Origin of the sequence: Actinomyces bowdenii (assembly GCF_017592395.1) — a bacterium.
GTDB lineage: Bacteria > Actinomycetota > Actinomycetes > Actinomycetales > Actinomycetaceae > Actinomyces > Actinomyces bowdenii.
In genome coordinates, this window is record NZ_JAGFOU010000006.1 from 90,832 (window position 1) to 109,017 (window position 18,186).

The following is an 18,186-nucleotide window of genomic DNA, read 5'->3' on the forward strand; positions in this document are numbered from 1 at the left end:
CCCGGGAGGGCCGCCCCTGCTACCGTCGAACCACCGTCGAACCACCGCACAAGGCGCCCATTGGAAGGACCATCCGTGAACCAGCGCATCACCCTGGCTGATATCGCCGAGCAGGCAGGAGTGTCCACCGCCACGGTCTCGCGGGTCCTCAACGCCAAGTCCAATGTGGCGGCCTCCACCCGCCACCAGGTGCTCGCGGCTCTGGATGTCCTGGGCTACGAGCGCCCCGAGTCCGTCCACCAGCCCTCCCGCGGGCTCATCGGCCTCATCGTGCCCGAGCTGAGCAACCCGATCTTCCCGCTCTTCGCCCAGGAGATCGAGCAGCTGCTGGCCCCTACCAGCCACACCCCCCTGCTGTGCACCCAGGCACCCGGGGGCATCAGCGAGGACGAGTACATCGAGATGCTGGTGGACCGGGGGGTGGAGGGCATCATCTTCGTCTCGGGGCGGCACGCGGACACCACGGGGGATGTCACCCGCTACCACCGGCTGCGCGAGCAGGGCGTCCACGTGGTGACGGTCAACGGCAACGCCCCCACCATCACCGTGCCGGGCTTCGCCACCGATGACAGCGCCGCCTCCCGCATCGCCGTCAACCACCTGGTCTCGCTGGGCCACCGCCGCATCGGCCTGGCCATCGGCCCCACCCGGATGGTCCCCGCGCAGCGCAAGCGCTCGGGCTACGCGCTGGCCATGGGGGAGGCCCTGCCGGATGAGCCCCTGCGCATCATGGAGAACCTCTACACCTATGAGGGCGGCATCACCGCGGGCACCCGACTGGTGGAGCAGGGCTGCACCGGGATCGTGTGCGGCTCCGATGTCATGGCCCTAGGCGTCATCCAGGCCGTGCGCAGCACCGGACTGGAGGTGCCCCGCGACGTGTCGGTCATCGGCTACGACGACTCCCCCCTCATCCCCATGACCAGCCCTCCCCTGACCACGGTGCACCAGCCCGTGGCCGCCATCTGCCGGGCGGCCGTGAGCACCATCCTGGGAGCCATCGCCGGGGAGGAGCCGGTGGAGGCCGAGATGCTCTTCGCCCCGGAGCTCATCGTTCGCAGCTCGACCGCGGTGGCCCCTCCCGGGAGCGAGTAGCACCGGCCGGCACGGCCGTGGCCGCCGCAGAGGGCCGGCCCCGCTCCACCGGGGCCGGCCGCAGTCCGCGGCGGGCTCGATGGGATGAGGGCGGGCTCAGCGCGACCAGGTTCGCGCCAGTCTGGCGCCCATGGCCTCGACCCGGGCCTCGACCTCCTCCACGGTGCCGTCGTCCCATCCGGCATCCCGGCGGTCATCGCGCCGGCCGGCACCCCGCCCGGCCATCTGCTCGACGGCGTAGGCCGCGCTGATGCCGGCGGCGGCCAGCTCGCCCCGCGGCACGGCGCAGCGCCCGGCCACCAGGATCGCGGGCAGAGCCCGGCCGGCAGCGCTGGCGCCCACCACGGCCACGAGGGAGTCGGCCAGCACGTCGTAGGCCTCGCCGCAGGCGCTCAGCACCACCTCACGGTCCGCCAGGGCGCCCTGAAGGCCGATGAGCCCGGCCATCACCAGCGCTCCCGGCCTGGCCCAGGCCCCCAGGGCGCGCAGGGCCAGCGCCGCGCCGCCACCGGCCCCCGTGCCCCAGCCGGTCACGGACAGGCGCGCCGGGGCGCCTCCCACCACCGGCAGCAGCAGGGGGCCGGAGCCCCCCGCCTGCCTGGCCAGGGAGAGCACCCGGGCGCCCTGGGCGCAGGCCGCCCGGTCCAGGTCCTGGGCCTCCTGGGCCCCGAGGCCGGCCAGGTGGACCAGGCCCGCGCCGGCGCCGGCCACACCGCCCAGGGCGATGGGGTCGGCCAGGGCCAGTCCCACGGAGCGCTCGCGCATGAGGGCGCGGGCCGCCCCCAGTCCGCCCAGGCTATCGGCCAAGGAGGTCAGGAGCCCGAGCCCGCCGTCGTTGACCGCCGATCGGGCCATGCCCACCACCAGGGTGTCCGCGGGCCCCAGGCGCTCCAGGGCCTGGGCCACCACCTGCCCCAGGCCCGCGGTCGTGCCCTCACGGGCCTCCTGCGCGGCCTGGTCGGGATCGGCGGGCAGGGCGGTGAGCCTGGCGGCGTCGAGGTACCAGGTGCCCCCGATCCCGTCACGGCCGCCGTCGCGCGCGCGAGTCGGGGCCGGCGCGGGCCCGCCCCCGGCGCCGGGGGGAGCCGCGGCGCTCAGGTGCACCAGGTCGATCTCGCGGATCTGCCCGGTGGGCCCGTGGCCCTGGAGCGCCTCACGGGCGAGGATGCGCCGGGCGGGCAGGCAGTGGGCGCTTCCGGGGGCGCCGTCGGCCATGGGCAGCTCGACGACGTCGTCCTGCGGCCTGGCCCCGGCCCAGCCGCGCGCCAGCGCGCCGGCCGCCCGGGGGGCGTCCAGGCCCCGGCCCGGGGCGTAGAGGGGCACGCCCGCGGGCTCGGGGCGCATCTGGCCGGGCGCCATGAGGACCCTCATGCGCCACCGGCCGGATGCGCACGGCGGTCAGGGACGGCCGGACCCGACCGGGCCCTTGGGGACGGTCCGCCCAGGGGCCCGGAGGCGGGGGCGCTCACGGCTCCAGCGCGCCGCCCAGGCGGGCCAGGAGCAGGGCCTCGGCCACGATGATGCGCTCGAGCTCGCCCAGGTGCATGGACTCGTCCTCGCTGTGGGCGCGGGTGTCGGGGTCCTCGATACCGGTGACCAGCACCTGCGCCTGGGGGAAGACCTCCTTGAGGGTGGCGATGAAGGGGATGGAGCCCCCCTGGCCGACACTGACCGCCTCGCCCTGCCAGGCCGTGGACATCGCCCACAGGGCCGCCCGGGAGGCATCGGTGGCCTGGGCCCCGTCGAAGGCCGGGCCGGCCTCCCGGCCGGTGATGGTCAAGCGGGCCCCGAAGGGCGTGTGGGCCCGCAGGTGGGCGGTGAGGGCCTCCAGGGCCTGGGCCGGGTCCTGCCCGGGGGCGATGCGCAGGGACAGGCGGGCGGTGGCCGAGGGGGCCAGCACATTGCCGGCCACCTCCAGGGGGGTGATGTCGGTGCCGATGAGGGTCAGGGAGGGCTTGGTCCACAGCCGGGCGGTCAGGTCACCGGTGCCGGTGAGCTCGACGCCGTCGAGCACCCCCGCGTCCTGGCGGAAGTCCTCCTCGGGATAGTCGGGGAAGCCCGGCTCGGCCTCGGGGCGGGAGATGAGGCCGGGGATGGCCACATCGCCGGCCTCGTCATGGCAGGAGGCCACCAGGCGGCAGATGGCGGTGGCGGCGTCCATGACCGGTCCGCCGTACTGGCCCGAGTGCAGGGCGTGGTCGAGCACATCGAGGCGGGCGTCGACCTGGACCACGCCGCGCAGGGTGGTGGTCAGGGCGGGCACGCCGACCTTCCAGTTCATGGAGTCGGCCACGATGATGACGTCGGCGTCCAGGCGGTCGCGATGGGCGGTGAGGAAGGCCTCGAAGGAGGGGCTGCCGATCTCCTCCTCCCCCTCGACGAAGACAGTCACCGAGCAGGGCAGCCCCCCGCCCAGGGCGGCCAGGGCCCGCAGGGCGTGGACGTGGGTGATGACCCCGGCCTTGTCATCGGCGGTGCCCCGGCCGAAGAGCCGATCGCCGCGGCGCTCGGCGCGGAAGGGGTCGTCCTGGACCCAGCCCTGGGGATCGCCCACGGGCTGGACGTCGTGGTGGGCGTAGAGCAGGACGTGGGGGCTGCCCGCCGGGCCGGCCCTGTGGGCCAGGACGGCGGGACGGCCGGGCACGCCGTCGGGGCCCTCGACGCTGAGGATCTCGGCGCTCAGGCCGGCCCCCTCCAGCAGCTGGGCGACGCGCGCGGCGGAGGCCTCCACATGGGACTGGTCGTGGCTGGAGGCCGAGACCGAGGGGATGGAGACCAGCCCGCTCAGGTCGGAGACGATGTCCTCGAAGGAGTCGTGGATGGTGGTGCGAAGGGCATCAGCAGTGATCATGATTTTCAGGGTATCGCGCCCGGGGCGCTAACCTGTGCCCCGTGAGCCTGCTCAAGAGAAACCGCCCGGAGCCGCCGAGCCCCCAGCCCGAGCCCGCTCCGGTCAAGCCCGGGGGCAAGGGCCGCCCCACGCCCAAGCGCAAGGATGCGCAGGCGCGCCGTGTGCGACCCGTGGTGCCCGCCGACCGCAAGGCGGCCAAGCGCGAGGCCAGGGCGGCGCGCGACGAGGCCTTCAAGCGCCAGCAGGAGGCGATGATCACCGGGGAGGACCGCTGGCTGCCGCCGCGCGACAAGGGGCCCATCAAGCGCTACATCCGCGACTACATCGACGCGCGCTACTGCGTCGGCGAGGTCTTCATGCCCCTGACCCTCGTCCTCATCGTGCTCATGATGATCTCCTCGTGGTGGACCAATCCCAGCGGCCTCTACCTGCTGCTCGCGGTCTACGGCGTGTTCTTCCTGGCCATGGGGGATGCGCTGGTGTGCTGGCTGCGGCTGCGCCGCCTGCTGCGGGCCAGGTTCGGGCAGGACAGGGTCCGCGATCAGGGCCCCATCTTCTTCTACGTCCTGGCCCGCTGCATGCAGCTGCGGCGCTGGCGCCGGCCCGCTGCGCTGGTGGAGCGCAAGGAGTTCCCCTCCTGACCCAGGGCTGAGTCGGGAGCGCTCGCGCGGCCCGGGGCCCGCCGGCCGGGCGCTCCCGGCGCCCGTGCCTGTCCGCGCGTGTCCGCACTGTGCGGACACGCGGTTCGACCGCCGTCCAGAGGTTCCCCACGAGCCGGCGCGCTCCTAGGCTGGTGCCATGGTCGCTTACCGATACCTTGGATCATCCGGACTGAAGATCAGCGAGATCACCTACGGCAACTGGCTCACCCACGGCTCCCAGGTCGAGGCGGACACCGCCATCGCCTGCGTGCACAAGGCCCTGGACCTGGGCATCACCAGCTTCGACACCGCGGACGTCTACGCCAACACCGCCGCCGAGGAGGTGCTGGGCCGAGCCCTGGCGGGGCAGCGCCGCGAGTCCCTGGAGGTGTTCACCAAGGTCTACTGGCCCATCGGCCCCAAGGGCCCCAACGACGTCGGGCTGTCGCGCAAGCACATCATGGAGGGCATCGACGGCTCCCTGACGCGCCTGGGCCTGGACCACGTCGACCTCTACCAGGCCCACCGCTACGACTACGAGACGCCGCTGGAGGAGACCATGCAGGCCTTCGCCGACGTCGTGCGCGCGGGCAAGGCCCTCTACATCGGGGTATCGGAGTGGACGGCCGACCAGATCCGTGACGGCGCCGAGCTGGCCCGCCAGATGGGCTTCTCCCTGGTGTCCAACCAGCCCCAGTACTCGGCGCTGTGGCGGGTCATCGAGTCCGAGGTGGTGCCCGCCAGCCAGGAGCTGGGCGTGGGGCAGATCGTGTGGTCGCCCATGGCCCAGGGCGTGCTCTCGGGCAAGTACCTGCCCGGCCAGGAGCCCCCGGCCGGGTCGCGCGCCACGGACACCAAGGGCGGCAGCCAGATGATCTCGCGCTGGATGAGCGATGAGGTCCTCACCGCCGTCCAGGCCCTGCGGCCCGTGGCCGAGAAGGCGGGCCTGACCATGCCCCAGCTGGCCATCGCCTGGGTGCTGCAGAACCCGAATGTCTCGGCGGCCATCGTGGGCGCCTCGCGCCCCGAGCAGCTGGAGGACACCGTCAAGGCCTCCGGCGTGGAGCTGGGCACCGAGGTCCTGGAGGCCATCGACGCCGCCCTGGACGGCGTCATCGAGCGCGACCCGGCCCTGACGGTCTCGCCGCAGACCCGCCCCTCCTGAGAGGCGGCGCCGGCCGCTCGGGCCGGCTCAGCCGGAGCGCACCCCGCCCGGGGGCAGCGATCCTGGATCGTGGCCCCCGGGCGCTGCGGGCTCACGCGCCGGTCGCCGCGGGCGGCGCGCTACCTGGCCGCCACGGTCGTGGCCAGGGCGCGGTTGAGGCGCCCGGGCCAGGCGGGCCCGTTGTAGATGAAGGCGGAGTAGGCCTGGAGCAGGTCCGCCCCGGCGTCGAGCATGAGCTCGGCGTCCATGATCGAGGAGATGCCCCCCACCCCGATGATGGTGGGCCCCTCCCCCAGGCGCTGGCGCAGGCGGCGCACGACCTCCAGGGCGCGCGGCAGCAGCGGGGCTCCGGACAGGCCCCCCTCCCCCAGGTCGTGCTCGATGGTGGTGTTGGTGGCCACCACTCCGTCCAGGCCCATGTCGAGCACGAGGCCGGCGACGGCGTCGATGTCCTCATCGGCCAGGTCGGGGGCGATCTTGACCAGGAGGGGAACGCGGCGCCCGGCCGCGGCATCCGCCGCCTGGCGCACGGCGGCCAGGATCGGGCGCAGGGCCTCCACGCTCTGGAGGCTGCGCAGGCCGGGGGTGTTGGGGCTGGAGACGTTGACCACGAGGTAGTCCACCCAGCGCGCCAGGCGGGAGGCGCTGTAGCGGTAGTCCTCCACGGCGTCGGCCAGGGCGGTGGCCTTGGTCTTGCCGATATTGGCGCCCACGACGATGGAGCGGCCCCGCACCGTCGAGCGCAGCTCGCACAGGCGCCGGGCGGCCTCATCGGCCCCGGAGTTGTTGAAGCCCATGCGGTTGCGGATGGCGCGGGTGGCCGGGTAGCGCCACAGGCGGGGGCGCTCGTTGCCGTCCTGGGCGCGGGCGGTGACAGTGCCGATCTCGATGAATCCGAAGCCGAGCATGTCCAGGCCCTCGACGGCCTCCCCCTCCTTGTCCATGCCCGCGGCCAGGCCCATGATGCCGGGCACCGGCCTGGCCAGGGGACCGCCCTGGCCCGCGCTGGGCACGGCGAAGGCAGGGCGGCGGCCCCACATCTGGCGCACGACGTCGCGCACGATCGGGACCCTGCTGGTGGCCCTGATGGCCCCCAGGCACACGTCGTGGGTGAGCTCGGGATCGATGCGGGTCAGGACGGTCTTGTACAGCAGGTCGTAGAGCACTGCTCCAGGGTACCCAGCCTCCTGGGCGCTCACAGGCAGGCGGGCTAGGCTGGAGGCCGACCACTCGTCCCGATGAGGTGCACATGTCCTTCAACCGCGATATCCAGCTCGACCCCAACCGCGTCTCCACACGCTCCGGCGGTGGGCGTGGGGTGGCCATCGGCGGCGGCTCGATCCTGACCGTCATCGCCGTGGTCCTCATCTCCCAGCTCACCGGCGTGGACCTCTCCGGGCTGGTGGGGGCCCAGCAGGCCCCGGCGGGCCAGTCCACCTCCTCGACCATCGACACCTCCATGTGCACCGATGGCCAGGCGGCCAACGACTACACCCAGTGCCGCATGATCGCCACCGCCGAGTCCCTGGACGCGGTGTGGGAGGGCCAGCTGCCCGCCCAGGGCGGACCGGGCTACCGGCGCCCCGACTTCGTGCTGTGGGACGGCTCCCAGGTCAGCTCGGCCTGCGGGACGGCCTCCAGCTCGGTGGGGCCCTTCTACTGCTCGGGCGATGAGAGCGTGTACCTGGACATGACCTTCTTCTCCGACATGGAGCGCACCCTGGGGGCCAAGGACACGCCCCTGGGCCAGGAGTACATCGTGGCCCACGAGTTCGGCCACCACATCCAGCACCTCACCGGCGCCATGGCGGCGGCGGACCGCTCGGGCACGGGCGCGAACTCCGACTCGGTGCGCCTGGAGCTCCAGGCCGACTGCTATGCGGGCATGTGGGTCTACTACGCCTCGACCACCCCCGATCCGGAGACCGGCCAGCCCTTCCTGGCCCGCCCCACCGCCGAGGAGATCACCGGGGCGATCAACGCCGCCGAGGCGGTGGGCGACGACCACATCCAGGAGCGGCATGCGGGCCGGGTCAACGCCGACTCCTGGACGCACGGCTCCTCCGAGCAGCGGGTGCGCTGGTTCACCACCGGCATGGAGCAGGGATCGCTCCATGCCTGCGACACCTTCGCCGTGCCCGCCGGCCAGCTCTGAGCGGCCCGCCCTGGCCGGCCCGCCCGCGGTTTCGCCCTTCTGGACGCGGCTTCATCCTTCTGGACGCGGTTTCGCCCGCTTGCAGGGTGCCGATCTGCGTCTAGAGGGGCAGAAGTGCGGCCAGAGCCCGGCGCTCCCGGCGCGCACCGCGGCCACCGGCCCTCCTGGAGGTGCGAGCGCGTGCCACACTGGGCGCGTGCGTGTTGCGGAGATCGCCGAGCTGACCGGGACGACGGTGCGCACCGTGCGCTACTACCACTCCCTGGGGCTGCTGCCGGTGCCCCCGCAGCGCGGAGGCTGGCGGGATTACGGGCTGGGCCACGTGGCTCGGCTCTCGCGCATCCGCTGGCTCGTCCAGGCAGGGGTGCCACTGGAGTCCATCGGCCGCATCCTCGACGACGAGGCTCCAGCGCCCATCACCGGGCGCGCCGAGCGGGCCGCAGCCGCTCCCGGCAGCGACGCAGGCAGTGCAGGAGGCGGCGCCGGCAGCGACCACGACGCCGCAAGGCGGGTGGCTGCGGACCTGACCGGGGCCCTGGAGGCCGTGGAGCGGAGCCTGGCCGAGGCGGCCCGTCAGCGCGACATGCTCCTGTCCCTGTTGGAGCGCGCCCGCGAGGGCCTGGCGGTCTGCCCCATGACGCCGCGCATGGCGGCCTTCTTCGACCGGTTGGAGGCCGCAGCCCCCGATGAGCGCACCCGCGCCGCGGTGCGCCGCGAGCGCGATGTCGTCGAGCTGGCCTGCTACCGGGGGCAGATGCCGCCCGAGGCCGAGGCGCTGTTCCTCGCCCCCCGGCCCCAGGACGAGGCGGATATTCTCAAGGCCTACGGGCAGGACGCCTCAGCGCTGTCCGAGGAGCAGATCGAGGAGCGGGTGGGCGCCAATGTCGCGCGCCTGGAGTCGATGCTGGGGCCTCAGCGCGCCAGGGCCCTGGCCCGGAGCGTGGACAGGGAGGCGGTGCGCGCCTTCTTCCGCCTGGCCTCGCGGCTCGAGCCCTTCGATGCGCGCATGGGCGCGGCGATGGAGCGGGGTCTCCTGGAGGCCATTGAGCGCTGGGGCGGGGCCGACTAGGGCCTCCCCGGCTCCCTGCGGTCTTCTGCGAGCGATGATTCCCCGGCAGGCCGTGCGCGCCGTCGGGCTTGCGTGTGACGCGGCGTCACACCTGAGAGTGGATTCATGAGCATCTCGACCCGCTTGCCCTCGCGCCCCTGCCCCGCCATTGACGTCGCAGGCCTGGTCAAGGCCTTCGGGCCGCTGCGGGCCCTCGATGGGCTCGACCTGAGCGTGACCGCCGGGCAGGTCCACGGCTTCCTGGGGCCCAATGGGGCCGGCAAGTCCACGACGATCCGGGTGCTGCTGGGCATGTACCGCCGTGATGCCGGGGCCGTGCGGGTCCTGGGCATGGATCCGCGCCATGATGCTGGGGCGATCACCCGGGCCACGGCCTATGTGCCCGGGGATGTGGCCCTGTGGCCGGGGCTGACCGGGGCCCAGACGCTTGATGCGCTGGCCGGGCTGCGCGGCAGGCGGGATCGGCGGCGCGAGGAGGAGCTGGTGGAGGCCTTCAGCCTGGATCCCTCCAAGCCGGTGCGCTCCTACTCCAAGGGCAACCGGCAGAAGGTGATGCTGGTGGCGGCCCTGGCCGCCCCCTGCGAGCTGCTCATCCTCGATGAGCCCACCAGTGGCCTGGACCCGCTCCAGTCGGGGGTGTTCATGCGCTGTGTGCGCCAGGCGGCCGATGAGGGCCGCACGGTGCTCATGTCCAGCCACATCATGGCCGAGGTGGACCGCCTCTGCGATGCGGTGACGATCATCAAGGACGGCCGGGCCGTGGAGTCCGGGCCGATGTCGGAGCTGCGCCACCTGCGGGCCTCGCGCCTGACCTGCCTGCTGCCGCCGGGCACGGTCCTGGCCCGGGGGCGGGCCGGGGCCTGCGGGCGCCTGCCCCGTCTGCGCCGCTCTGGCGGGCGGGGCGGCCCCAGGGGCGGGGGAACCGGTGGGGGGATGGGGGTCGCGGGGGTGCGGGCCCTGCCCCGGCCTGATGCGCAGGGCCGCTTCGCCGCCTCGGTGCCCGCCGATCAGGTTCCAGCGGTCCTGGGCGCGCTCATCAAGGCGGGGGCTCGGGAGCTGACCTGCGCCCCGGTCTCCCTCGATGAGGTCTTCCTGGAGCACTACGAGGCGGCGGCGCGATGAGCACCTCCTCTCGCACCGTGCGGCCCACCGCATCGCCGGATTGCCCACCGATCCGGCCTCCCGCCTGGCGGCCCTGGGCGGCACAGGCTCCCGCCCCGCCCCGGGCGGCTGCGGCCCCGGCCACCAGGTCCGCGCCGATGTCGGCGATGGCCCGGGAGGCGGCATCCGGCACGGCGCCGGATGCAGCGCCGGGCACTGGGAGGCGCGGTACGGCGCGCAGGCCGGCCCGTCTCGTGGCGACCGGCCTGCGCGCCGCCCGGCTCTCGGTGCTCCAGGAGCGGGCGTGGCTGATCGTGCTGCCAGTGGTCACGGCTGCGCTGACGGCGCTGCTCTGCCCGTCCTATGGCGACACCTTCCGCACACCGCAGGATCTGGCGGTGGCCGTGGCCTCGGCCCAGGGCTCCCAGACCTCGCGCCTGCTCTACGGCTCCCTGCCCGAGTCCGCCGGCCTGGTCCAGTTCGCCGCATGGGAGCTGGGGGCCCTGACCTGCCTCGTGCTGGGTATCGTCATGAGCCTGCGCGCGGCGGCCCGCTCCCGGGGGGATGAGGACCTGGGGCGTGCCGAGCTGCTCCACGCCGCGGGAGCGGGGCCCGGCATGCGCCTGGCCGGTCAGGCCGTGGCGCTGGGCCTGGAGTGCCTGCTCGTGGGAGCGGGCACGGGAGTGGGCCTGCTGGCGCTCGATGGGACCGGTGGCGCCGACGCCGTCGCCTATGGGGGTGCGGTCGCGGGGACCTGCCTGGCTCTGACCTGCCTGACCCTGCTGGTGGCCCAACTGGTCCAGGACGCCGCTGGAGCGCGAGGCCTGGCCTTGCTAATCATGGGCCTGGCCTTCATCGGCTGCGGGCTGGATGCCGCCGAGGACTGGCACTGGGCGGGGTGGGCCTCCCCCTTCCGCCTGCGCGCCGCGATGGACCCCGGTGGTGACAACGACTGGACCCCCTGCCTGTGGGCGGCCAGCGCCTGCGCGGTTCTGCTGGCCATGGCGGCGGCGGTGGCCGGCCGGCGGGACCTGGGCCTGGGGGCGCTGCGCCTTGCCCGGCCCTGGGCGGGGCGCAGGCTGCGCGTGGCCGGGCCGGTGGGCCTGGCCCTGGAGCTGGCCGCCGGCCAGTTCCTGGCGTGGGCCGCGACCAGCGCAGTCATCACCGGGCTCCTGGTGTCCATGGGAGAGGGGGTGGTGGATCTGGCCCGGGAAGGCGGCTACTCCGGTCACGGCCACCTCGGCTCACTGCGGGACGGCGCGGACGCCGGCCGGGCCTTCCTGGCCTATATCGGGGCGCTCACCGGGGCCCTGGCCTCATCCCAGGCGGTGAGCCTGGTGCGCCGGTACGGCGGAGACGAGCAGGCCGGGCGCCTGGAGTCGGCGTGCTCCACCGGCACCCGTCCCAGCCGACTGCTGATGGCGTGGTGGATCGCCGCCTGCCTGGGCGCTGGGGCCTGCCTGGCGGCGGGCTCCCTGGCGGCAGGGGCGGTGGGCGGCTCGGCCCTGGGAACCGATGCCGGGGACGCCCTGCGCCTGGTGGGCGGGCAGTGGCCGGCTGCGGCAGCGGCCGCGGGCCTGGGCGCGGCCCTATGCGGGTGGGCGCAGCAGTGGCGGGGGCTGGCCTGGCTGCCGGTGCTCATGGGCCTTGGCATCACCCAGTTGGGCGGGGTCATGGGCCTGCCGCAGGAGGTCAGGGACGCGGCGCCTTTCGCCCAGGCCGGCGAGCGGGGCTGCCTGTGGCTGGTGGCCATCGCCGTCGTGGGCCTGGCGGTGGGAGCCCTGGGGGCCGAGCGCCGAGATATCGCCTCATCCTCGCAGCGTCGCCGCTTCGGAGGCAGATCCGCTCCTCGATAGGGGGGGGCGCCTGCATCCTGCGGGGAGGATCGCCAGTGCTGCGGCTGAGCCGGAGTCCTTGCCTGAGCCGGGCCCGCTCGGACCAGGGCCCTGCCCTCAATGGGGATTGCGTGCGACGCGACGTCACACCTGAGGATCGGATCATGAGCACGACAGCGTTGATCATCGTGGAATCCTGCTTCGGAGGCACCCGGGCACTGGCGGAGCAGGTGGCCCTGGGACTGCGCGAGGGCGGCATCAGGGCCGGGCTGGTGCCCGCCGGCGAGGCGCCGCACCGGGTGGACGGCGATACCGGCCTCCTCATCCTGGCCGCCCCCACCCACAACCGGGGACTGCCCACCCCGGCCTCGCGCCGTCGGGCCATGAGCAGGGGCGGCGGCGCCGTGGACAGCGGCATCAGGGAATGGCTGGAGGAGGCCGGCATTCCACCGGGGACCAGGGTCATGGCCGTCGATACGGTCACCGGCCGGGGGTGGGTCAACGGCTCGGCCGCCAAGCAGATCTCCAAGGCACTGGCCAGGAGGCGGCCGCCGGTTCATGCCGCCACCCGCAGCTTCCTGGTCGACTCCCAGGGGCCGGTGGCCGGACAGGAGCAGGAGGCGCGCGCCTGGGGGCGCTCCATCGCCTCCGCGGTTTCACCCTCCTAGACGCGGATGGACACCCCTTCACCGGGACGATCCGCGTCTAGAAGGGGAGGATTGCAGGCGGGACGGCTAGGTGTAGCGCCACTGGCGCATATCGTCGTTGTAGACCTCGACGATCCGGGGGCGCAGGAGGGTGGAGGGCGGCATGGGCGTGGTGCCCACCGGGTGGTCGAGCATGATGAAGCGCAGCAGCTCCCGGTCCTGGTGGACCAGCCCCTGCGGCAGGGGGCCGGTCAGCAGCAGATCGGGCCGGCGGGTGGACAGCACGAAGCCCCACTCCCCGAAGGAGGGCACATTGATGCTGAAGGGGTAGGTGGAGCGCCCGGGCTGGGCGGCGGCCACAGTGCTGTCCACCGTGGAGAAGGCCCGGGGCGAGAAGAACGAGGAGGTCGCCTGGGTCACCATCACCCCGTCGTCGGACAGCAGCCGCTCCACCTGGCGGTAGAACTCCACCGAGTAGAGCTTGGCCAGCCGCTCGTTGGAGGGGTCGACCAGGTCGATGAGGACCACGTCGTAGCCCTGCCGGCCCGGCCCGTCCTGCCCGCGCCGCCCGGCCTCGGCGGTGAAGGCGAAGGCGTCCTGGTTGACCACCTCGACCCGGGGATCGGACAGGGAGTCGTTGTTGCTCTCGCGCAGCAGGCGGTTGGTGCGCGACAGCTCCGTCATGCGCGGGTCGATATCCACCAGGGTGAGGCGCTCCAGGCCCGGGTAGCGCAGGACCTCGCGGGCCAGCAGCCCATCGCCCCCGCCCAGGATAAGCACCCGGGCGGGGTCCTGCACGGAGGTCATCGCGCTGGCTGAGAGGGTCTCGTGGTAGCGGGCCTCATCCAGGCTGGAGAACTGGAGCTGGCCGTTGAGGTAGAGGCGCAGATCCTGCCCGTACTGGGTCAGGACGATCCTCTGGTAGGCGGTCTGCTCGTAGTAGACCACCGGGTCCCCATAGGTGCGGGTGTCGATGCTGCGCTCCAGGCGGTCGGCCCCCAGGAACAGGCCGGTCAGGGCCACCGCTGCGGCCACCCCGGCCACCAGGACCCGGCGCGGCGTGCCGACCTGGATGAGCACCACCATGGCCACCAGCACATTGAGCGCCCCCACCAGGTAGGCCCCGCGCATGAGCCCCAGCTGGGGCAGGAGCACCAGGGGGAAGATGAGGGAGGCCGCCAGTGCCCCGAAGTAGTCCAGGGCCAGGACCGTGCTGACCAGCTCCGCCGAGGAGGCCCTGCCGAAGCGCTGGAAGGTGCGCACCAGCAGGGGGATCTCAGCGCCGATGAGCACCCCGATGGTCAGGCTGATCGCCCCGAAGACCCACCAGTGGATGTCGGTCAGGCCGAAGGCCGCATACAGCGCGAGCACCGAGTTGCCGCCCACCAGGCCCAGGACGATCTCGTTGACCGCGAAGACCACGGCCGGGTCGCGCCTGACGCGGTTGACCAGCAGGGAGCCGATCCCCATCCCGAACAGGGTGATGCCCATGGCCAGGCTGAAGCTGAGCACCGAGTCGCCGATGAGGTAGGAGGCCGCCGTGCCCAGGATGAGCTCGTAGATGAGGCCGCCCACGGCCACCAGCAGCGCCGCGGCGAACAGGGCCGCGTTCTCCCGCCGGCCGTGACCCGATCGGCTCGCGCCGTCGGCCGGCGGGGGCGATGCCCGTCCAGCCCGGGCGGGGGGCGCGGCCGTGCCCACGGTCAGCTGAGGATGGTTGCCGCGATGATGATGGCGATGGCGATGGCCACGCCCGCGAAGGCGATCCCCAGGCCCGGGTTCTGGTCCTCGATGAGCTCGCGCCTGAGGTCCAGGCGGAAGATCCGGTTGAAGGCCCAGGCGAAGGCGATGAGCAGCGCCACGCCCAGCACCGCGTAGGCCACGGTGCTGAGCAGGGGCTGCCAGGCCAGAGCGGAGCCCGCTGCGCCCTGCTGGGCCAGGATGGTCAGCTTCATCATGTCTCCTTGATCCTCTTCGATGCTATTTGCCGACGCCGCCGCCCCCACCGCCGTGGACGGGGCGGTAGGAGCCCCCACTGCCGCTTCCACTGCCGCCCTGCTCGTCGTCACAGGCCGCCACGACGGCGATGGCGGTGACGATGCCGATGCCGCCGAGCAGCCACAGGGCCGCCCTGCGCCCCGACTCGGCCGAGGAGTCCGCCCCGGAGATGGGGTGATCGTCATGAGAGGCGGTGCGCCCCAGCCGGGGCCGGTAGAGCACCCGGCCGTAGCGCCGGCGCTGCTCGGAGGCCGGCAGGGGGATCTTGCGGTAGGACACGGCGTCGCGCAGGTGGTGGGAGTCGATGGTCGCGCGGGTGATCGCGCCCTGGGCGTCGGTCAGCTCCAGCTCGGCGTAGCCCAGGCGCTCGCCCCGCTGGATGCGCATATCCGCGGTGCCCATGATCTCCCGGAGCTCGCCGACCCCCACCTGGGTGACCCTGGCGGCGTAGACGACGCCACCGCTGGTGACGGTCAGGATCTGCCCCACGGCCAGGTAGCGCGCATTGATCGGCTCGGTGAAGGGCATGGGCTCGTAGAGGAAGACCTCGCCGGTGTCATGATCGACCTCCAGCCACACGTCCTGGGCGCCGGCCCCCGAGAGCAGCCACTCCTCCCAGGAGTAGAAGCACCCGTCCTCGCGGTCGCGCTCCCTGAGCATCAGGCAGCTCACGACGGCCAGGGTCCCGTCCTGGCCATCCAGGACGGCGCCGATCCTCAGCCTGGCCCTGGGAGCGGTCATCGCGGCCCCTCCTCGCTCAGCGACACCGCCCGGCTCTCCACCCCCGAGGCGCCCAGGCGGGCGGCCAGCTGCTCGCCCAGGGCCTCGATGGCCCGCCGGCTCATGGCCTTGCAGCTGGTGAGGGTCACGTAGGCCCGGCCGGTCTCGGGCCAGGTGTGGGCGGCGATGTGGGACTCCGAGAGCAGGACGACGGCGCTGAGCCCCTGGGGCTCGAAGGCGTGGTGGGTGGAGGCCACCGCCGTCAGGCCCGCCGATGCGGCCGCCTCGACCAGCGCCGCGTGGACCAGGCCGGGATCGTTGAGCCGGTCGTGCTGGGCGCCATGGAACCCGTAGGTCACGGAGCAGATCCCGGCGCGCATGCGTCGAACAGTAGCACCCCCTGGCACCGGCGCATTCGCCCTTCTGGACGCGGATTCGCCCCCTCCCAGGGGGCTGATCCGCGTCCAGAAGGGCGATACTGCAGCCGCAGTGCGCGGCCAGCCGTCACCGGGGGCCGGATCGGGCCGGGACGGGCCCGGATGAGCCGCTGGAGCGCTCAGACGTTGAAGCCCAGGGCGCGCAGCTGCTCGCGGCCCTCGGGGGTGATCTTGTCAGGGCCCCACGGCGGCAGCCACACCCACTGGATGCGCACCTGGTCGGCCAGGCCCACCAGGGCCTGCTGGGCCTGCTCCTCGATGACGTCGGTCAGCGGGCAGGCGGCCGTGGTCAGGGTCATATCCAGCACCACGGTGCCCTCGGGCTCGATGGACACCCCGTAGAGCAGGCCCAGGTCCACCACGTTGATGCCCAGCTCGGGGTCGATGACGTCGCGCAGGGCCTCCTCGACCGCCGCCACATCCACCTGGCCGCCGGCCGCCGCACCGGCGGGCAGGTGCTGGGCCGCCATGGGGTTGGCCGCCGCCTCGGGGGGCGCAGGGGCCGAGGGGGCCGAGGTACTGGCAGGGCCTGCGCCCGGGGTGTGCTCGTTCATGTCTTCTCCTTGGGGCGGTACGGTGCGTCAGGAGCCGGAGGGCTCGACGGCGGGCAGGGCGGTGCCGGACTTGGCCAGGGCGTCCTTGAGCGCCATCCAGCCCAGCAGGGCGCACTTGACGCGGTTGGGGTACTTCGAGGTCCCCTCGAAGGCGGCGGCGTCCTCGAGATCGTCGAGGATCGCCTCGTCCACCCCCCGGCCGCGCGAGTGCATGAGCTCGTTGAACTCCGCCTCCAGGCGGGCCACGGTGGCCAGGTCGGCGCCGGTGATGAGGTCGTGCATGACGGAGATGGAGGCCTGGGAGATGGAGCAGCCCTCCCCCTGCCAGCCCACGGCCACGATCCGCCCGTCGCGGACGCTGACCCCCAGGGTCACCTCGTCCCCGCAGGTGGGGTTGACCTGGTGGCTGGTGGCATCGGGGGCCTCCAGGGCGCCGCAGCCGTGGCGCTCCCGGGAGTGGTCGAGGATGACCTGCTGGTAGAGCTGATCGAGCTCGTTCATGCTCACCTCTGGAAGTAGCGCCGGACGTCGGTGACGGCCGACAGGAAGCGGTCGACCTCCCCCACAGTAGAGCAGGGCCCCAGGGATGCTCGAGAGGAGGCGTGGATGCCGGCGTGGGCGTGGATGGGCTGGGCGCAGTGGTGGCCGGTGCGCACGGCGACCCCGGCGGCGTCCAGAACCTGGCCGACGTCGTGGGGGTGGACGCCCTCGATGGTGAAGGCCACCACGCCCAGGCGCTCGCGGGTGTCGTGGGGGCCCAGGAGCCGGACCCCGGGGGTGCGCTCCAGGCCCTCCAGGAGCCGGCCGGCCAGGAGCGTCTCGGTGGCGTGGAGCCGGTCCAGGCCGATGCGCCCCACGTAGTCCACAGCGGCCCGCCAGCCGGCGGCCTGGGCCAGGGGCTGGCTGCCGGCCTCGAAGCGGGCGGGGCCGCTCATGTAGGTGGAGGAGGTCATGGTCACCACCTCGATCATGGATCCGCCGGTGAGCACGGGGGGCATGGCCTCCAGGAGGTCCTCGGTGGCCACCAGCGCCCCGATGCCGGTGGGCCCGCACATCTTGTGGCTGGACAGGACCATGGCGTCCACGCCGGCGGCGGCCAGGGCGGCGAAGTCCAGGGGCAGGTGGGCGGCGGACTGGCAGGTGTCCAGCACCACCAGGGCACCCGCCTCCCTGGCCCGTGGCAGGATCCGCTCCAGGGGCGTGATGGCCCCGGTAACATTGGAGGCGTGGGTCAGGGCCACCACCCGGGTGCGCTCGCTGATGACGCCCAGGGTGCCCAGGTCGATGCGGCCCTGGGAGTCCAGGTCGAGCCAGCGCAGGGCCGCCCCGGTGCGGGCGCACAGCTCCTGCCAGGGCACGAGGTTGGCGTGGTGCTCGGCGCGGCTGACGACGATCTCGTCGCCCGGGCCGATGGCCAGGCGGCGGGCGGGATCGGCCGCATCGCGCGTGAGTGCCCCGCTGGCGGCGCCCCGCCCCGCCGAGGCGTGCCCGATGCCCAGGGCCACCAGGTTGAGGGCCTCGGTGGCGTTCTTGGTGAAGACCAGCTCCCCGGGTCGGGCCCCCACGAAGCCGGCCACCGCCTCGCGGGCGTCCTCCCAGGCGGAGGTGGCCTCGTCGGCCAGCTGGTAGGTCGAGCGCCCGGCCGCCCCGTTGGAGCGGCGGTAGAAGTCCTCCTCAGCGGCGATGACGCCCCGCGGCTTCTGGCTGGTGGCGGCCCAGTCCAGGTAGGCCAGGGGCTCTCCGTTGCGGGCGGGGCGCGCCAGGTAGGGGAAGTCCGCGCGGATGCCCTCGATCTCCTGGGCGCTGAGCGGCTCAGGGGCGGGGGCCGACTGGGCGCCCGGGTGCGGGGTGGAACGGGTCATCTGCTGCCTTCCGGATCGTGGGCTCGTGGCGCCGGGCTCAGGGGGCGGGACCGGTG

General features: G+C 73.6%; 18 protein-coding genes. 8 read left to right on the top strand and 10 right to left on the bottom strand.

Annotated features, from left to right (window positions below; translation table 11 throughout):
* Positions 1 to 75 precede the first annotated feature (75 nt).
* A complete protein-coding gene (locus J5X07_RS04180) occupies positions 76 to 1,095 on the top strand; it encodes a LacI family DNA-binding transcriptional regulator (RefSeq protein ID WP_124933792.1) in 1,020 nt (339 codons plus the stop codon).
* 96 nt (positions 1,096 to 1,191) lie between these two features.
* Here J5X07_RS04180 and J5X07_RS04185 read toward each other — a convergent pair whose 3' ends face one another.
* Together J5X07_RS04185 and J5X07_RS04190 are read right to left on the bottom strand one after the other, a co-directional pair.
* The gene (locus tag J5X07_RS04185) at positions 1,192 to 2,454 is read right to left on the bottom strand and encodes a glycerate kinase (RefSeq protein WP_243896441.1); all 1,263 of its coding nucleotides are present in this window, start codon (positions 2,452 to 2,454) and stop codon (positions 1,192 to 1,194) included.
* A 106-nt stretch (positions 2,455 to 2,560) separates the two neighbouring features.
* Positions 2,561 to 3,946: a M20/M25/M40 family metallo-hydrolase gene (locus J5X07_RS04190; protein ID WP_124933790.1), complete on the bottom strand. Its 1,386-nt coding sequence runs from the start codon at positions 3,944 to 3,946 to the stop codon at positions 2,561 to 2,563.
* Positions 3,947 to 3,987: 41 nt separating this feature from the next.
* On the opposite strand from J5X07_RS04190, the gene J5X07_RS04195 reads away from it, so the two are divergent.
* Together J5X07_RS04195 and J5X07_RS04200 are read left to right on the top strand one after the other, a co-directional pair.
* Positions 3,988 to 4,587 carry a DUF3043 domain-containing protein gene (locus tag J5X07_RS04195; RefSeq protein ID WP_208478782.1) on the top strand — a complete coding sequence of 200 codons (600 nt, stop codon included), beginning with the start codon at positions 3,988 to 3,990 and terminating at the stop codon, positions 4,585 to 4,587.
* A gap of 157 nt (positions 4,588 to 4,744) precedes the next feature.
* Positions 4,745 to 5,752, top strand: a complete 1,008-nt coding sequence (locus J5X07_RS04200; protein WP_208478783.1) for an aldo/keto reductase family protein — start codon at positions 4,745 to 4,747, stop codon at positions 5,750 to 5,752.
* Between the two features lie 119 nt (positions 5,753 to 5,871).
* Here the strand turns inward: J5X07_RS04200 and J5X07_RS04205 are convergent, their stop codons facing one another.
* Positions 5,872 to 6,918, bottom strand: a complete 1,047-nt coding sequence (locus J5X07_RS04205) for a quinone-dependent dihydroorotate dehydrogenase (protein WP_208478784.1) — start codon at positions 6,916 to 6,918, stop codon at positions 5,872 to 5,874.
* A gap of 83 nt (positions 6,919 to 7,001) precedes the next feature.
* Between J5X07_RS04205 and ypfJ the strand changes: the two genes are divergently transcribed.
* The 5 genes from ypfJ (at position 7,002) to J5X07_RS04230 (ending at position 12,580) form a co-directional block, all read left to right on the top strand.
* Complete coding sequence (ypfJ, locus tag J5X07_RS04210) at positions 7,002 to 7,907, top strand: KPN_02809 family neutral zinc metallopeptidase (protein ID WP_208478785.1); 906 nt, start codon at positions 7,002 to 7,004, stop codon at positions 7,905 to 7,907.
* 196 nt (positions 7,908 to 8,103) lie between these two features.
* The gene (locus J5X07_RS04215) at positions 8,104 to 8,976 is read left to right on the top strand and encodes a MerR family transcriptional regulator (protein WP_208478786.1); all 873 of its coding nucleotides are present in this window, start codon (positions 8,104 to 8,106) and stop codon (positions 8,974 to 8,976) included.
* A 105-nt stretch (positions 8,977 to 9,081) separates the two neighbouring features.
* Complete coding sequence (locus J5X07_RS04220; RefSeq protein ID WP_208478787.1) at positions 9,082 to 10,098, top strand: ABC transporter ATP-binding protein; 1,017 nt, start codon at positions 9,082 to 9,084, stop codon at positions 10,096 to 10,098.
* Positions 10,099 to 10,331: 233 nt separating this feature from the next.
* On the top strand, positions 10,332 to 11,933 hold the full coding sequence (locus tag J5X07_RS04225) for a hypothetical protein (protein WP_208478788.1): 1,602 nt from the start codon (positions 10,332 to 10,334) through the stop codon (positions 11,931 to 11,933).
* 143 nt (positions 11,934 to 12,076) lie between these two features.
* Complete coding sequence (locus tag J5X07_RS04230) at positions 12,077 to 12,580, top strand: flavodoxin (protein ID WP_208478789.1); 504 nt, start codon at positions 12,077 to 12,079, stop codon at positions 12,578 to 12,580.
* A 66-nt stretch (positions 12,581 to 12,646) separates the two neighbouring features.
* Here the strand turns inward: J5X07_RS04230 and J5X07_RS04235 are convergent, their stop codons facing one another.
* The 7 genes from J5X07_RS04235 to J5X07_RS04265 form a co-directional block, all read right to left on the bottom strand.
* Positions 12,647 to 14,260 (bottom strand): polyamine aminopropyltransferase, encoded by a 1,614-nt coding sequence (locus J5X07_RS04235; protein WP_208478790.1) that lies wholly within the window; start codon positions 14,258 to 14,260, stop codon positions 12,647 to 12,649.
* Between the two features lie 2 nt (positions 14,261 to 14,262).
* Entirely contained in the window at positions 14,263 to 14,514 is a 252-nt protein-coding gene (locus J5X07_RS04240) for a DUF350 domain-containing protein (RefSeq protein WP_185732026.1), read from the bottom strand.
* Between the two features lie 25 nt (positions 14,515 to 14,539).
* Positions 14,540 to 15,298 carry a DUF4178 domain-containing protein gene (locus J5X07_RS04245; protein ID WP_208478791.1) on the bottom strand — a complete coding sequence of 253 codons (759 nt, stop codon included), beginning with the start codon at positions 15,296 to 15,298 and terminating at the stop codon, positions 14,540 to 14,542.
* Positions 15,295 to 15,657 (bottom strand): adenosylmethionine decarboxylase, encoded by a 363-nt coding sequence (speD, locus tag J5X07_RS04250; protein WP_124933778.1) that lies wholly within the window; start codon positions 15,655 to 15,657, stop codon positions 15,295 to 15,297. The genes J5X07_RS04245 and speD overlap by 4 nt, the downstream gene beginning before the upstream one ends.
* A 176-nt stretch (positions 15,658 to 15,833) precedes the next feature.
* Entirely contained in the window at positions 15,834 to 16,184 is a 351-nt protein-coding gene (locus J5X07_RS04255) for a metal-sulfur cluster assembly factor (RefSeq protein ID WP_124933831.1), read from the bottom strand.
* A 111-nt stretch (positions 16,185 to 16,295) separates the two neighbouring features.
* Positions 16,296 to 16,769, bottom strand: a complete 474-nt coding sequence (gene sufU, locus J5X07_RS04260) for a Fe-S cluster assembly sulfur transfer protein SufU (RefSeq protein WP_124933777.1) — start codon at positions 16,767 to 16,769, stop codon at positions 16,296 to 16,298.
* A 2-nt stretch (positions 16,770 to 16,771) separates the two neighbouring features.
* Positions 16,772 to 18,130 carry a SufS family cysteine desulfurase gene (locus tag J5X07_RS04265; protein WP_208478792.1) on the bottom strand — a complete coding sequence of 453 codons (1,359 nt, stop codon included), beginning with the start codon at positions 18,128 to 18,130 and terminating at the stop codon, positions 16,772 to 16,774.
* Positions 18,131 to 18,186 lie beyond the last annotated feature (56 nt).